General features: G+C 46.0%; 15 protein-coding genes. 12 read left to right on the top strand and 3 right to left on the bottom strand.

Annotated elements, in window-relative coordinates:
• Window positions 1–70: 70 nt before the first annotated feature.
• Both DQX04_RS08190 and DQX04_RS08185 read left to right on the top strand, forming a co-directional pair.
• A complete protein-coding gene (locus tag DQX04_RS08190; RefSeq protein ID WP_111915399.1) occupies window positions 71–670 on the top strand; it encodes a YhgN family NAAT transporter in 600 nt (199 codons plus the stop codon).
• A gap of 33 nt (window positions 671–703) precedes the next feature.
• A complete protein-coding gene (locus tag DQX04_RS08185; protein WP_111915398.1) occupies window positions 704–1294 on the top strand; it encodes a YjaG family protein in 591 nt (196 codons plus the stop codon).
• 9 nt (window positions 1295–1303) lie between these two features.
• Here DQX04_RS08185 and rsmD read toward each other — a convergent pair whose 3' ends face one another.
• The gene (gene rsmD, locus DQX04_RS08180) at window positions 1304–1903 is read right to left on the bottom strand and encodes a 16S rRNA (guanine(966)-N(2))-methyltransferase RsmD (RefSeq protein WP_111915397.1); all 600 of its coding nucleotides are present in this window, start codon (window positions 1901–1903) and stop codon (window positions 1304–1306) included.
• Window positions 1904–2067: 164 nt separating this feature from the next.
• Here rsmD and DQX04_RS08175 point away from each other — a divergent pair, with 164 nt between their 5' ends.
• The gene (locus tag DQX04_RS08175) at window positions 2068–2481 is read left to right on the top strand and encodes a helix-turn-helix domain-containing protein (RefSeq protein WP_111915396.1); all 414 of its coding nucleotides are present in this window, start codon (window positions 2068–2070) and stop codon (window positions 2479–2481) included.
• A 27-nt stretch (window positions 2482–2508) separates the two neighbouring features.
• On the opposite strand, the gene DQX04_RS08170 is transcribed toward DQX04_RS08175, so the two are convergent.
• Window positions 2509–3435, bottom strand: coding sequence for a hydrogen peroxide-inducible genes activator (locus DQX04_RS08170; protein ID WP_111915395.1), 927 nt, complete (start codon window positions 3433–3435; stop codon window positions 2509–2511).
• A gap of 135 nt (window positions 3436–3570) precedes the next feature.
• On the opposite strand from DQX04_RS08170, the gene ahpC reads away from it, so the two are divergent.
• From ahpC to DQX04_RS08125, 9 genes are all read left to right on the top strand, one after another.
• Window positions 3571–4134: an alkyl hydroperoxide reductase subunit C gene (ahpC, locus tag DQX04_RS08165; RefSeq protein WP_111915394.1), complete on the top strand. Its 564-nt coding sequence runs from the start codon at window positions 3571–3573 to the stop codon at window positions 4132–4134.
• Between the two features lie 134 nt (window positions 4135–4268).
• Window positions 4269–5882 carry an alkyl hydroperoxide reductase subunit F gene (gene ahpF, locus DQX04_RS08160; RefSeq protein WP_111915393.1) on the top strand — a complete coding sequence of 538 codons (1614 nt, stop codon included), beginning with the start codon at window positions 4269–4271 and terminating at the stop codon, window positions 5880–5882.
• Between the two features lie 98 nt (window positions 5883–5980).
• Window positions 5981–6502, top strand: a complete 522-nt coding sequence (locus DQX04_RS08155) for a hypothetical protein (RefSeq protein ID WP_111915392.1) — start codon at window positions 5981–5983, stop codon at window positions 6500–6502.
• Between the two features lie 83 nt (window positions 6503–6585).
• The gene (ftsY, locus tag DQX04_RS08150; RefSeq protein ID WP_111915391.1) at window positions 6586–7815 is read left to right on the top strand and encodes a signal recognition particle-docking protein FtsY; all 1230 of its coding nucleotides are present in this window, start codon (window positions 6586–6588) and stop codon (window positions 7813–7815) included.
• Window positions 7816–7834: 19 nt separating this feature from the next.
• A complete protein-coding gene (gene ftsE, locus DQX04_RS08145; protein WP_111915390.1) occupies window positions 7835–8533 on the top strand; it encodes a cell division ATP-binding protein FtsE in 699 nt (232 codons plus the stop codon).
• Window positions 8526–9509, top strand: coding sequence for a permease-like cell division protein FtsX (ftsX, locus tag DQX04_RS08140; RefSeq protein WP_111915389.1), 984 nt, complete (start codon window positions 8526–8528; stop codon window positions 9507–9509). The genes ftsE and ftsX overlap by 8 nt, the downstream gene beginning before the upstream one ends.
• Before the next feature lie 236 nt (window positions 9510–9745).
• Window positions 9746–10606 (top strand): RNA polymerase sigma factor RpoH, encoded by an 861-nt coding sequence (rpoH, locus tag DQX04_RS08135; protein WP_111915388.1) that lies wholly within the window; start codon window positions 9746–9748, stop codon window positions 10604–10606.
• Between the two features lie 17 nt (window positions 10607–10623).
• On the top strand, window positions 10624–10881 hold the full coding sequence (locus tag DQX04_RS08130; RefSeq protein ID WP_111915387.1) for a YkgJ family cysteine cluster protein: 258 nt from the start codon (window positions 10624–10626) through the stop codon (window positions 10879–10881).
• Between the two features lie 60 nt (window positions 10882–10941).
• Window positions 10942–14217 (top strand): two-component regulator propeller domain-containing protein, encoded by a 3276-nt coding sequence (locus DQX04_RS08125; protein ID WP_111915386.1) that lies wholly within the window; start codon window positions 10942–10944, stop codon window positions 14215–14217.
• On the opposite strand, the gene DQX04_RS08120 is transcribed toward DQX04_RS08125, so the two are convergent.
• The gene (locus DQX04_RS08120) at window positions 14214–15386 is read right to left on the bottom strand and encodes a murein hydrolase activator EnvC (RefSeq protein WP_111915385.1); all 1173 of its coding nucleotides are present in this window, start codon (window positions 15384–15386) and stop codon (window positions 14214–14216) included. The genes DQX04_RS08125 and DQX04_RS08120 overlap by 4 nt on opposite strands.
• Window positions 15387–15388 lie beyond the last annotated feature (2 nt).

Below are 15388 nucleotides of genomic sequence, written 5' to 3'. Positions count from 1 at the left end.
TTTGTGCAAAAGAGTACACTATGCTAACTATTATACGCTAGCACACGCCAACACGTTTTGGAGAAACATCATGGATTTATGGACCGCCTCGATCACGCTTTTGCTGATTATGAACCCGTTGGGTAATTTGCCCATATTCATTTCAGTATTGCGTCATATTGAGCCTAAACGCCGCAAAGTTGTGTTAGCGCGCGAACTTATTTTTGCCCTTATATTTATGTTGCTGTTTTTATACGCAGGAACTTGGTTACTTTCGAGCTTAGGGCTAAGGCAAGAAAGCGTAAGTATAGCCGGCGGTATTATTCTATTTATTATCGCACTTCGTATGATATTCCCGCAGCCGGGCGGTGTTCTTGGTTTACCTGCGGGCGACGAACCCTTTATTGTTCCTTTGGCTATTCCATTGATCTCAGGGCCTTCGTTATTGGCGTCGCTTATTCTGCTTGCCAACCAAGAGCCTGAGCGTATGTTCGACTGGACCGTAGCTGCAGGTGTAGCGTGGCTTATTTCTGCTACGGTGCTTATGTTTAGCAGTGTGGTTATGCGAGGCTTGGGTCAGCGTGGTTTGAATGCTATCGAACGTTTAATGGGTATGATCTTGATTATGGTTGCGGTGCAAATGTTCCTCGACGGTATTATGCGTTATGTCAGCCAAGGCATGGCCGGTTAATTCTCAAAATTAGCTAGGCAAAAGGAGACTAAATTGTCGCAGAAAACTTTGTTTCAACGTATCCGTAAGCTCGAACCAGCGCAACAGGCGGTATTAGCTGCTTATTTATGTGAGCGCTTACTTCCAAACTATAACTTGTTCTCAGAGCATGTCGGTTTTGGTGACCCGAAAATATTAAGAGGGCTGCTAAATTTAGTTTGGGACAAAATTAGTGTGAATAAAGGTGGAGACTGGGAGCGTTGGCAAGAAAAATTAGAGGCTGTAACGCCGAGCGATAATGACTTCGATATGCTCGGAGTGTATCCCGCTATTGCAACTTGCACGGCGTTAAGTTGTCTAGCTCAAGGTATTGCCGACAAAGAAAGTGCGCCGTTTTTAGATGTAGCGAAAATTTCTCAGGGTAGTGTTTCTCATTATTTGGAACTGGGTGAATTTGCCGACGTAGATGACCCCAAAAAACGATATGAATGTATCGAAGAGCATGAGCTTATGGCTTATGAAATGGCAACTCAAGAAGCGATGGTGGAGTTCCTAGAAAGCTCGGCTAACGTGGATAAAGCATTAGTGAGTGACGTTAGAAAGATTGCGCGCGAAGAAGGGCACTCAAACTTAGGGCTTTCTTAACCGACGCTTCTAAAGGTGCTGTTGCGTCCATTGAAATAGGCGAGCATGAGACTGCCCCGCCTTTTTCTCGCGATACAGTTCCAAACCTTCCATAAGTTTAAGGTCAACCTGCTGCTCGGTCTCTACATATATCCATGCTTCTTCAGCCAACCAACCATTTTCTATAAGGCTTTTTAGAGCTGGCATCAGTAAGCTTTTGTGAAATGGTGGGTCTAAGAACACAACATCGAATTGTTGCTTTGCGGGTTGCTGCAAAAACTTCAGTGTGTCGATTTGCTCTACTCGACCTTCGGCAGTTTTAAGCTGACCAAGGTTCAGTTCCAGTTGTTTGGCAGCCACTCCGTTCATTTCCAAAAAAAGCGCGCTGGCTGCGCCCCGTGAAAGTGCTTCTAACCCCAAACTTCCCGTACCCGCAAATGCGTCAAGTACATGGGTACCTGGTAACTCAAATTGAAGCCAATTGAACACTGTTTCTTTCAAGCGGTCCGTAGTCGGACGCAAACCTTCTGCCGTGAGCACGGGTAGCTTTCTACCACGCCATGCACCACCGATGATGCGAATGGTTCCGGCTGCAGAGGTGTTGTTTTTAAAAGAGTTACGTTTGTTCATAACGTCCAAAGAGTTTGTTCATAACTTCATGAGCCCATATTGTAACATCGAAGTCGGAAGATGTTGCTTTTGAAAGATGCTGTCGGGTTGTTGTCGTGGTAATTTCGTCACCGACAGTAGCTGTTTTTTGCGAAGGTTTCCTCGCACATTGGTTAGGAGTGAACATGATAGTTAAACAATTAAGAGAGAAACGAAAATGGTCTCAAGAGCAGTTAGCCGTTATGAGTGGTTTAAGTACACGAACTATTCAACGTATTGAAAGCGGTAATAAGGCCAGTATTGAGTCTCTCAAAGCTCTTGCCTCTGTGTTTGAAGTTGATATTTCAAAACTACAAGAGGAAATTACTGTGATCGATAAATCATCTGAAGCGTGGGCTAAAGAGCCTTTTTTCATTCGGTTTCTATTTTGGGGAGTTAAAGTTAGAAAGCAGATAGTTATGGCAGAACTGCTGACATTAACTTTAGGTATTGTATCCTGGCTGGTGGAGCCAGATATTATTGCTACCCCAGCATTTTTTGCTTTTGCCTACCTATTTTCCAATATGAAGCATTATATTGATACCCGAAAATACTGGTGAAAATGCCCTTAGCCACAGTGGCACAGCCTAGCCTCTGTGGCTTCCTTCCACGCTATCGTGGATGGTTTTAAACGCATCAACCGCAATGTCTCTTAATGCTTCAACGCATTGGAAACGTGGGTAGTTAGGGCGTGTGATAAAGGCTATTGAGCGATGAGGACCGGGTTCTTTTAAGTGAGCAGACACCAAGTTCGGATTTTGGCTAATGAGCTGAGGTAATGCCATTTCGGGAACCAGAGTTGTTCCTAAACCTCCAGCCACCATTTGAATGAGCGTATTTAAACTGATCGCGCTGAGCCCTCGTGCTGAAATCTTTTGCGCCAGGTGGCAAGCGTCAAGAATATGGTCTTTTAGGCAATGACCTTCTTGCAGCAACAGTAGCTCGTTCTCGTCGATATCTTCCCCACTTATTTCCCGTAAGTCTGCGCGGCTATTATTTTTATGTGCCACCCAGTAAAAGTCTTCGTGCCAAAACTCTAAAGTGAGTAGACCTGGGCAAGAATAGGGTAGTGCAATAATGGCTGCATCTAGTTCGCCTTGTCGTACTTGCTCGATCACGACGTGAGACCTTTCCTCTTTCACCTGCAAGTTCATTTGCGGGTGCCGTTCTTTCAGTAAGGGTAGAAATTGTGGCAGCAGAAACGGGGCTATGGTGGGAATGATACCAATGTCCATGGGCGCTGTTAGTGGGTCTTCATAAAGTGTTGCTAACGCTTGCATGTCTTCAATATCTAGTAGTACTTGCGTTGCCTTTTCTAAAATACGCCTACCGCTTGGGGTGATGAGTACGCGCTTGGTGTCGCGCTCGAAGATTTTCATATTTAGTTGCGCCTCTAACTCATTGAGTGCGGTGCTCAGCGCTGAGGGGCTAACATTGCAAAGTTCAGCTGCTTTCTTGAAGTGCAGCGTTTTTTGGACTGCCAAGGCGTACTTGAGTTGTTTAATGGAAATCATCGACGGTTTAACCTGTGTTCTAAAAAATAGAATATACAATGAATATAATTCAAATTTACCAAACTTTCTATTCTGAGTATCCTATCTCCAGTTTCAAACAAGCATCATTAAATACAACCTCGTAAGGAGATCGTAATGGCATTGATCAACACTAAAATTAAACCATTTAAAGCGAATGCGTTTAAAAACGGTGAATTTTTCGAAGTTTCTGAAAAAGACACTGAAGGTAAATGGTCTATTTTCTTTTTCTACCCAGCGGACTTCACTTTTGTTTGCCCAACTGAGCTTGGTGACCTTGCAGACAAATACGAAGAACTTCAAGCGCGCGGCGTAGAAGTATTCTCTGTGTCTACAGACACTCACTTCACGCACAAAGCGTGGCACGACTCGTCTGACACAATTGGCAAAATCCAATACACCATGATTGGCGATCCAACAGGTGAAATTACGCGCAACTTCGACGTTATGCGTGACGAAATGGGTCTTGCTGACCGCGCTACTTTCGTAGTTGACCCAGACGGCATCATCCAAGCAATGGAAATCACTGCTGAAGGTATTGGTCGTGACGCTGAAGACTTGGTTCGTAAAGTTAAAGCAGCACAATACGTTCGCAACAACCCAGGCGAAGTTTGCCCTGCGGCTTGGAAAGAAGGTGAAGAAACACTAGCACCTTCATTGGACCTAGTAGGTAAAATCTAAGTCCTTGCACGAATTACGTGTGTGAATGCGAAGGCGGTGGTTGCCGACACCCCCATACGGTGGCCACCTGTCTTCCTCCCTTTCCAAATTCGTAGTTTCAATCTTTTCAGTTAACCATTTGGCAGGAAACAAACATGTTATCTAAAGACATTTTACAAGCGATTAAACAGTACACTGCAAACATGAAGCAGCCGCTTTCTTTTGTTCTGCAAAGTGGCGAACATGAAAAGCGTGAAGAACTTAAAACTTTCCTTGAAGGCATTGCTAGCGCAAACGATTTAATGAGCGTTGAAGAGCGTGACACTGAAGGCAAGTTACGTAGCCCTATTAGCTTTTTCATTGAAGTAGACGGTAAAGACACCGGCATTCAGTTCTCGGGCATCCCGAGTGGGCACGAGTTCAACTCGCTCATCTTGGCTGTGCTTCATGCTACCGGCACTGCAATGAAGCTTGACGAGTCTTTGCAAAAAATGGTCGCTCGAGTAAAAGACAAGCTGCATTTTGAGGTGTTCATTAGCCTAAGCTGTCACAACTGCCCAGACGTAGTACAAGCGTTGAATCAATTCGCGTTACTTAATGACAATATTTCAAGCGAAATGATCGACGGTGGCTTATTCCAGGACGTGATCAACGAGCGCGATATTCAGGGCGTTCCAAGTGTGTACGTGAACGGCGAGCTCTTCGCGAACGGTAAAGTAGACGCCGCTCAGCTTATTGAAAAATTAATGGAGCTAGACAGCAGCATTGCAGCTCCAGACGAAGCCGACGCACTACCACTGCAAGACGTAACCGTTATTGGCGGTGGCCCAGCAGGTGTAGCTTCAGCAATTTACAGTGCTCGTAAAGGTTTGAAAGTTACGCTAATTGCCGAGCGTTTAGGTGGTCAGGTAAAAGACACCATGGGTATCGAGAATTTGATTTCCGTGAGTAAAACTACTGGCCCAGAGCTTACTGGTAACTTAATTGCGCACATGAACGACTACGACATTACCGTAAAAGAGCATTTACGCGTGTCTGAAGTGATTGATGACGAAATTAAGTCTGTAGTTCTTTCTTCAGGTGAACGCATCGACACCAAAACGTTGATTGTTGCGACAGGTGCAAATTGGCGCGAGCTAGGCGTTCCAGGCGAGAAAGAAAACGTAGGTAATGGTGTAGCGTACTGTCCACACTGTGACGGCCCGTTCTTTAAAGGCAAAGACGTAGCGGTCATCGGTGGCGGTAACTCGGGTATTGAGGCCGCACTAGACTTAGCGGGTATCGTGAAGAGCGTAACTGTGCTGGAGTTTGCCGACGAATTACGCGCAGACCAAGTGCTGATCAATCAAGCTGAATCTAGAAACAATATTCAGATTATTAAGAGTGCAGCAACTCAGGAAGTACTCGCCGAAAACGGGAAAGTTAATGCGTTAGTGTACCAAGACCGGGTGTCTGGCGATAAAGTCCGCGTAGACGTTGAAGGTATCTTCGTACAAATTGGCTTAGTGCCTAACAGCAAGTTTGTGAAAGACGTGGTTGAGGTAACTCAATACGGCGAAATCAAAATTGATGAGAAATGCCACACCTCGCAGAAAGGCATCTATGCTGCAGGTGACGTAAGCACGGTTCCGTATAAGCAAATCGTGATTGCGATGGGCGAGGGTTCTAAAGCATCTCTTTCAGCGTTTGAATATTTGCTCGCGAATTCAGACCGCCTTGAAGCGCTTTATGAAAGCCAGAAAGCAGAGGCTGAACAAGTCGCTTCTTAGTTTTCTACCTAAATTGAGAAGAAGGGTCAGCGTGATTTCACTCTGGCCCTTTTTATTGCGATACTCGACTGTAAATATTACAAAGTCGGCGTGAATATATGACAAACAACGCAAGAACTATTCGAGTTTCGCTGGTTATCATCGTATTAGCTGTTGTGACAATGCTTGCATTGTTGGTGTACGACCGCTTTTTTACGACGCAGGAAATAGAGACCTTTCAGGGCAATATCAATTTAACCTCTGACAACTCAGACACTGGCTTACTCGAGTTTCTGGACCGCAATGAAGGGAAAGTTGTGCGGTTCGATGGCTATATCGATACCAGTATGTCCATCGCTGAAAACCAAATTGTGGAGCAGACTTGCGACTTAAATATTGAAGCCGTTATCGACAGAAGTGTTGTGGGAACCCCAATTCCATTACCTTTTTATGAAGACGTAAATAATTTTCACTGTTCTCCTTATGCTTTGGTTTTAGACATTGGCCCTCATACTATTTACGAATACAGTTCAGGCGGAACTGGCATTGTAATGGTTCGATTCAAAGGATTGTTCGAGGTGTTCACCACATATCATTCAGGTCCGACTACGCATTATCATTTGAAAGAAATTGCGCCTTAGTCGCATTGCTGTTTTCGGGGCAGCGCATTCAACCTTTTGGGTGAAAGTGATACTATTTATTTTTTGTCGGACAAGTAGGCAGTATGAGCGAAAAAGGTTCCATTTTTTCATCTTGGTTTAAGAAGAAACCTGACAGCAAGGAGCAGAGTCAACCGGCTGAAAAGCCGCCTGTTGAAACGCAACTTGATCAATCTCCAGAACCGCAACAAGAACGCACAGCAGCAGACGATTTGCCATCTGCAGCTGAAGACTGCGCAACCGTTACTGCGGAATCGTTAGCTTCGGAAGCAGCTCCGAAAGGGCAAGTACCAACTGAACCTGAAGTTCAAGAGCCAAAAGAGCAAGAATCCAAAACAAAGGAACCAAAGCAGTCTTGGTTTCAGAAGCTCAAGTCCGGCTTGCGCAAAACCTCGGGTAATCTCGGCTCGGGCATGGCTAGCCTGTTTTTGGGTAAGAAAATTGACGAAGATCTCTTTGAAGAGCTAGAAACCCAGCTACTGGTTGCCGATGTGGGTATGGATACCACGACCAATATCATTCAACGGTTAACCGATCATGCCAGCCGCAAAGATTTAAAAGACGGCGATGTGCTTTTTGAAAAACTCAAAGAAGAATTAACGCATATTCTTGAACCTGTGGCGGTTCCTTTAACTATTCCGGACAACCATGAAGGCCCATTTGTTATTTTAATGGTGGGCGTAAATGGTGTGGGTAAAACGACGACCATTGGTAAGTTAGCGAAGCAATTTAAAGCAGAAGGGAAGTCGGTCATGTTAGCTGCAGGCGATACTTTCCGTGCCGCAGCGGTAGAGCAGCTGCAAGTTTGGGGCGAACGCAATGACATTTCTGTGGTGGCTCAACATACGGGTGCCGACAGCGCCTCTGTTATTTACGACGCGGTAGAGGCAGCAAAAGCTCGTGGCGTTGATGTGCTTATTGCCGACACAGCGGGCCGCTTACAGAACAAAAGCAACTTAATGGAAGAACTTAAGAAAATCGTTCGAGTAATGAAAAAACTCGACGACTCGATGCCTCACGAAGTTATGCTTACATTGGATGCCGGCACGGGCCAGAATGCGATTTCGCAAGCTAAGTTATTTGGCGAAGCAGTAAATGTTTCTGGTTTGGTGATGACTAAACTAGACGGCACCGCAAAAGGCGGTGTGATGTTCGCTTTGGCGAATCAATTTGGTATACCTATTCGTTATGTTGGGGTTGGAGAACAGTTAGACGATTTGCGACCGTTCACTGCACAAGATTTCGTTTCAGCCCTGTTTGACGAGGAAGAGTCTTCGGCGAGCGACAAGACCTGAGCAAGGAAAACTTTCACCCATGATCCAGTTTGAGCAAGTCAGTAAGACGTACCCGGGAGGCTTTCAGGCTTTAAACCAAGTCAGTTTCTCTTTGGAAAAGGGTGAAATGGCATTTCTAACCGGTCACAGTGGTGCGGGCAAAAGTACCTTGCTCCGACTTATCGCACTGATGGAAAGAGCCACCGTAGGGCGGGTAATGATCAACGGGCACGACTTACGCAAAGTAGGCCCGAACAAGGTACCTTACTTGCGTCGCGATATTGGCATGATTTTCCAAGATCATAGGTTGCTTCCCGACAAAACTGCTTTCGACAATGTGGCGTTACCGCTTTATATCGAGGGTTATACTCAAGGTGAAGCGCGTAAACGCGTACAGGCTTCACTTGAAAAAGTAGGGCTTGCGGGTAAGGAGAAGCATTATCCGCGAATGCTTTCTGGTGGTGAACAACAACGCGTGGGTATTGCTCGGGCCATTGTGAATAAACCCCCTTTATTGCTAGCTGACGAGCCTACCGGAAACCTAGACCCGAAACTCTCAATGGAAATTATGCGTTTATTTGAGAGTTTTAATGACGTGGGCGTTGGCGTGCTTATCGCCACGCACGACTTGGGTTTAATTGCCAGAATGCGCTACAGAACATTAACGCTGAAGCAAGGTGAAATGATTAACGATGGCTTACAACATGGGCAAAGCTCGGAAGGTGTTGCTCATGAGTAGAATAAAGCCGACACAGAGAAAAGGTGCGAGCACGGTAAAAATATCGCTGTTGCGTCGTTTTGTCATGTTTTGGGTTCATCACTTGCAGCAAGCACTAGGTAGCTTGGGTGAGTTAACCCGAAATCCTATTGCTTCTACCATGACTGTGGCGGTTTTAGGCTTAAGTTTAACTTTGCCAAGTACGCTTTATGTGTTGGTAAAAAATAGCCAAGAAGTTACGAGTGGTTTAGAAAACGCCTCTGAAATTTCGTTGTTTTTAGAAAAGCGCCTCGACCAAAATGCAGTGGTGAACTTCGCCGAGCGCATTTCTTTGTGGGACGAAGTAGAAAGCACGCGTATTATTTATAAAGACGACGCATTGCAGGAGTTTAGGGATTACTCCGGTTTTGGTACGGCTATAGATTATTTGCAAGACAACCCCCTACCTGACGTAGTTCTGGTGACCCCCAAGGAGCAGCATCGGTCTGCCGAGCGCGCGCGTATGTTGCAGCAAAAGCTGGAACTTGAGCGTGAAGTTAATTCTGCAACGCTAGACGTGACATGGTTAAACCGTTTGCAGGCGCTTATTCAACTTGTTCAAGACGTACTAGCAGCTATTGCATTGCTGTTGTGCTCGGCGGTAGTGCTCATTGTAGGGAACACCATTCGGTTGATGATTCTCAACCGGAAGGAAGAAATAGAAGTCATGAAGCTAGTAGGCGCTACGAATGCTTATATTCAAAGACCTTTCCTATACACAGGCTTTTGGTATGGCATTTTAGGTGGTTTTTTAGCGTGGGTCGCCACAGCGCTGTTGGTATGGTGGATTGGCCACGCTATGACACGGGTGTCTGAACTCTATGAAAGCCCATTCAAACTAAGCGGATTAAGCTTCAACGAAGTATTGATCCTTTGGGGTGTGGCTGTCGTTTTAGGATTGTTAGGCAGTTATGTCGCAGTGCGTAGACACGTGGCAAAAATAGAGCCGCAATCGTAAATTTAGCTGTCATATCAGTGTCATTAGCTTATGTTACATTTTAGCTATTGCACATGCATTTTGGTTTGCTAGAATGCTGTGTTCGCGGAAATTTTAAAGGAACTTTTCCGTGTTGAATGACTCTAATGTTGTATAGAAATGATGTACAGGAAATTCGCGTTACCCAAGCTGAAGTAAAGTTGGAACGTTGAATGGAAATCAGTAGGTCATACATTCGCTTAAAGTGAGGTTTGTCAATGACTGCACAATTAAACTCAATGGCGCTTACGGTTCCTCAGACAGGAAGCCTAGAGTCTTATATTTCTTCGGTAAATAGCATTCCGATGCTTACGGCTGAAGAAGAAAAGTCGCTTGCTGAACGCTTACAGCAAGAGGGTGACTTAAACTCTGCAAAACAACTGATTATGTCTCACCTACGTTTTGTAGTACACGTGGCCCGTGGATATTCGGGATACGGTTTACCCCAAGCGGATCTTATTCAAGAAGGCAACGTGGGCTTAATGAAAGCGGTAAAGCGCTTCGACCCAACCGTGGGTGTGCGCCTTGTATCTTTTGCCGTACATTGGATTAAAGCTGAAATTCATGAATTTGTGCTTCGTAACTGGCGTATTGTTAAAGTTGCCACAACTAAGGCGCAGCGCAAATTGTTCTTCAACCTACGTAAGGCTAAAAAGCGTTTAGGTTGGTTTTCTGGCGCCGAAGTAGACACGGTAGCTAAAGAGCTTGGTGTAAGCCGTGAAGAAGTGATGGAAATGGAGTCGCGCATGAGCGCCCACGACCAGGCTTTTGAACTGAGTTCAGACGACGATGATGCACGCGATACAGGTTCTTTCTCGCCAGCGCAGTACTTAGAAGACACAACTTCTGATGTCGCTGAGACTGTAGAAGCTCAGGACTGGGACGCGCATGCGACTAAGCGTTTAACTCACGCATTGTCGGCACTAGACGAAAGAAGCCAGCATATTGTGAGAGCGCGTTGGCTTGAAGAAGATAAGTCTACATTGCATGACTTAGCTGCTTATTATGAAGTTTCTGCTGAGCGCATCCGCCAGCTTGAGCAAAACGCGATGAAAAAACTTCGCGTGGCCATGCAGTAAGCAGTTAGAACACATTTATGGAATGCAGAATGGGGTGCGGTGCATGTTGTATCGCACCATCTATTTCCAGCCCGATACCGGGTATGCCTCAAGGAAAGCCTGCAAACACTCGCTGTATACACCTCTCTGACGACAACCTTTGTAATATATTTGGCCAACCCGAGCGACCAAAAGTATGTGACGAATTCAGTGCACAGTCTTATGTATGCGGTAATAGCCGTGAAGAAGCCTTAATACTGTTGACGCAATTAGAAGTAGAAACCTCTGAACAATAATTGACCTGCTTATAACTTCTTCATATTCTAAGGAAACGTTATCCTTGTAGCAGGACTTCCATGCGCGTAGTTTGGGTTAGGCAAATCTTAGCGTTTCTCGTTTTATGCTTATTTTTACTGGGTTATACCTCCCAGGCGCTCGCATTTCCTCCTAGAACTATAGAGTTCGAGCAAATTGGTGACGCAGACAATATTCCTGATCAAGTTGTAACCACCCTAACTGAAGACGCACATGGCTTTATTTGGGTAGGCACTCCTGCTGGATTAGTGCGTTACGACGGTTACCGCTTCCGTTTATTCAAAAACGACTTACACACCCCAAGCTCAATTGCAGGTAACTTTGTAAGAGACACCTTAGCCGCCGAACGAGGTCACGTTTGGGTGGCTACCGAGCCCGGTGGTATTTCAATCTATGACGCGCAACAAGATCGCTTTTGGCAACTGCAACGCAGTGAGGCTTTCAGCACTATAAGCGGGATGGGGCAATTAACCTCTTTAGCTGGTTATGGTAACGCCATTTGGGCTGGAACTACTTCGGGCTTGTTCCGTGTTACATGGCATGGAGAGGCTCATTTCGAAATAGTTAAAGTTGATCTGCTGCCAAGTTTCCAATCCGTAAGAGCATTGCTTTTAGATGAGCAAGGTCAGCTTTGGGTAGGAAGTAGCGACGGCTTACTTGTAATTTCTGAGCCCCTATCAGTTACAACACCAGAAATAGTTTTAGACAACCATCGGGTTCGCTCGCTCTATCAGATACAAAACACCAGTTTGTCGGAAAGTACTGTTGTGCTCGCGGCACTTGAGGGCCATGGAGTTGGCCGCATCGCTCAAACAGGGAGTGAGTATCAATTTGATGTACTTGAAGACGTGCTGGAAGGAGAAACTCCTTATGCATTTGGCCAACCCTCGGAAAACGAGTTATGGGTTTCGAGCGCGAATGGTATTGTGCGTTTGAAAATACCATCGTTCATGGTGGTAGACGAACTCCATCACGACCCTTCTAACCCTTATAGTCTAGCTAACAACGACACCCGAGCGATGCTGAGAGACTCTGCTGGTCAATTCTGGGTGGCCGGATACGGTGGCGGAGTGCAAAGGAAACATGGTGGTAACAACGCTGTAGGTTCCATTCGGTTTAGCTTAAGCAACCCTCGTTCTCTGACTGAGCCGAACATCAGTAGCGTACTTGAGCTCGCAAATAGAGACATCTGGATTGGCACCCGTGGTGATGGGGTAAATGTATTCCGCCGTGATAAAGGTGTTATTGAGCATTACAGCCCCGCAGAAAGAGCTGAGCATGGACTTGCCAACGGGTGGATTACGGCGATAGCACAGCGTGAGAATGGGGAGGTTTGGTTAGGGGCCAACCCCAACAAGCTTTACCGTGCCCAAGTCACAGAAGGTGGCGATGAGTTTGTAGAGGTGACACGAGCAGAAGGGTTTACGGGCTCGAATGTACGCGTTATTCGCACTGACGCTGCTGATAATGTTTGGGTAGGTACAAGCGACGGAGTCTTGGTATGGGATGCAGAGACAAACCAAATGGAGCAGCTTCAAACGCGTGACGGAGATATTTTAACTTCATCGATAAATGCCATTGAAATGACAGCCAATGGCGGTGTTTGGATTGGCTCAGGAACTTCTGGGTTATATTACGTTGCGCCAGAAACACAAACTTTGTTACCCATAGCGGTATTTGACAACAGTGGTGAGCAAATCAATGATCTTAGTGTTCTTGGGTTACTGGAAGACAGTAACCAGCAAGTATGGCTAGACTCACCTCAAGGCCTGCTAAAGCTTACCCCGCAAGGCGACAGGCGCTATGTGGGAGAGAATATAAGTGCCGTATTTGGTAACGAAAATGCACCATTCGGCGCCAACCTACTCGAAGATAGCGAAGGACGAATTTGGACCACTGAATATGTCTACAATCCTAGCAGTAATGAAATGTGGTCTTTGCATAAAGCTGACGACGTAGACATTGGAACCGCATGGTATCGCTCTTATTCGAAAACTCATGACGGTATATTAATGTTTGGTGGAAGCCGGGGCTTATTATTTGTTGATCCTGAAAAATTTGAGCATTGGTCCTATCAACCCCCTGTCGTAGCGACCGAATTACGCATAGACGGTGCATCAGCATCTTTAGGCAGAATTCAAAATACCCTAGAGTTAGACGTAACTGAACGCTCGTTTGCCCTTGAGTTTTCTGCGTTAGACTTGTCGGAGCCTATGCGAAATGGTTATAGGTATCGCCTAGAGGGCTTTGACGAAGACTGGATATATGCCGACGCTTCAAGACGTGTAGCCTCTTATTCAAATCTATGGCCTGGTGAGTATCAGCTCATTGTTGAGGGTACCAATCGACATGGGCAGTGGAGTGATCAACAACTTGTAGTGGATATAAGAAAGCTTCCGGCTTTCTGGCAAACGCCGTGGTTTGCTCTTCTTTGTGCGACAAGTTTGATGGCGCTATTTTATTTCACCATGAAAATGCGCACAGACTTTATGGCGCGCCAACAAAAGCAGCTTGAGCGAGTGATTGAAGAACGTACGGACGCTCTACATGCTGCGCAAAGTGACCTTATTGAGCGAGAGAAAATGGCGAGTTTAGGGGCGCTAGTGGCTGGTGTATCCCATGAAATAAACACCCCGGTAGGCATTGCCGTTACCGCTGCTTCTACATTGGGTGAGTTTACCAAAAAAACGGTAAGCAAAATGGAAGACGGGGTACTTACGCGAACAGACTTCAAACAATACGGTGAACACGTAAAAGACTCGACTTCGTTGATTCTAAATAGCTTAGAGCGAGCCAGGACCCTTATTGCAAGTTTTAAACAGGTTGCAGTGGACCAGTCTAGTGAAGAGCCTCGTAAATTTGTGGTTCGGGAATTCTTAAATGAGGTTACGCATTCGCTGCATCCGATTTATCGTAAACAAAAGCATAGCCTAGTTACTGAATGCCCTGCTACGTTAGAGATAGAAACCTACCCGGGAGCACTATTCCAAATTCTTAGCAACCTAGTCACCAACTCAACGATTCATGCATTCGGTGAAGAGCCGGGTGAAATGAAAATTACAGTTGAGGTGAAAGGCAAGAATGTGGTGTTGAAATATGCCGACAATGGTAAAGGGATGGACGAAGATGTACTTAAAAAGGCCTTCGATCCTTTCTTCACAACACGTCGCGGCTCCGGTGGTTCGGGGTTAGGTTTACATATTGTGTATAACTTTGTGACCCAGGTTTTGAAAGGTGACATCAAGTTAAACAGTAAAAAAGACAAGGGCTTCGAAGCTGTTATTACTTTCCCAGCGAATTATAGAGAGTCGTCTTAACGCAGGTATTGGTTAGGGTTTAAGGCGCGACCACGGTGGCGAATCTCAAAGTATAAACCTGGTTCGCGTTGTCCACCGCTTTTACCTACCAATGCGACAGTTTCACCGGCTCGTACAGTCTCGCCAACGTCATAAAGCAAAGCTTGGTTATATCCGTATAGCGACATATACCCTTCGCCATGGTCGATGACGAGTAACAACCCGAATCCGCGCAACCAGTCTGCAAATAGCACACGGCCGTCGGCGACATTGCGTACTGGGGTTTCCGCTTCCGCGCCAATGACCATGCCACTCCAACGCACTTCACCGCTTTGCGTTTCGCCAAACTGGTAACGCACATCTCCGTTTACTGGCCAAGCTAATGCATTAGTGCGATTTGCGAGTCCTTCCAATTGTACGGGAACGTTACGGGAAGCCTCTGCCAACGAAATAAGAAGCTCAGTCAGTTCTTCTACACTTTGGTGAAGTGCTGCGAGTCTTTCTTCGTCGGTTGCTGAAGCATTTTGAATACGTGCAATTTGCTGCTCGCGCTCAGCCTTTTGAGCATTCAAGGCGTTACGTTGACGGGTTTGTTGCGCTTGTTCATTTTCCAGTTGCATCCTCGCATTGGCGAGGCGTTGTTGCACGTCACGAAGCTCCTCTTCTCGTTCGTGTAACGCTTGCAGTTCTTCTAACCGAGCGGCGTTCATATAGCGATAGTATTCCATGAGCCGCTCTACCCGGCCTGGGTCTGACTGATTAAGCAATAACTCTAAGATTTGGTAATTGCCAGCACGGTATGCCGCGTCGATCTGGTCGGCTAGCAGTTCAGCTTGTTCTGCGAGCTGGTCTTGTAGAATTAATTGCTCATTCTCTAAAGACTCAATTTGGCGGCGAGTCTGGAATAACTCACGTTCTGTTGCGGAAAGTCGTTGAGTAGCGGTATTAATTTCCTGTTCGATATCTCTAAGTTGACGTTGGCTTCTAGACAGTTCAGTACGTCTGCGCGCTAATGCTTCTTGCCGCTCAGCAATTTCACTCTGTAATGCCTCTAGTTGCTGCTGTGTTCTTTCTCGTTCGTCTTGTGACTGCTGAGCTTCAGCAACAGAAATACTAAAAACCGCACTCAGTAAAATACCGAGTGCGGCTGGGTAAAGCATATTCAGAGATGCGGCAAAGCGCTTTAGCATTT

This window comes from Aliidiomarina sp. B3213 (assembly GCF_003290085.1).
Classification (GTDB): Bacteria; Pseudomonadota; Gammaproteobacteria; order Enterobacterales; family Alteromonadaceae; genus Aliidiomarina.
Note: the sequence above shows the minus strand (reverse complement) of the source record. Positions and strands in the feature narration are given on the sequence as shown.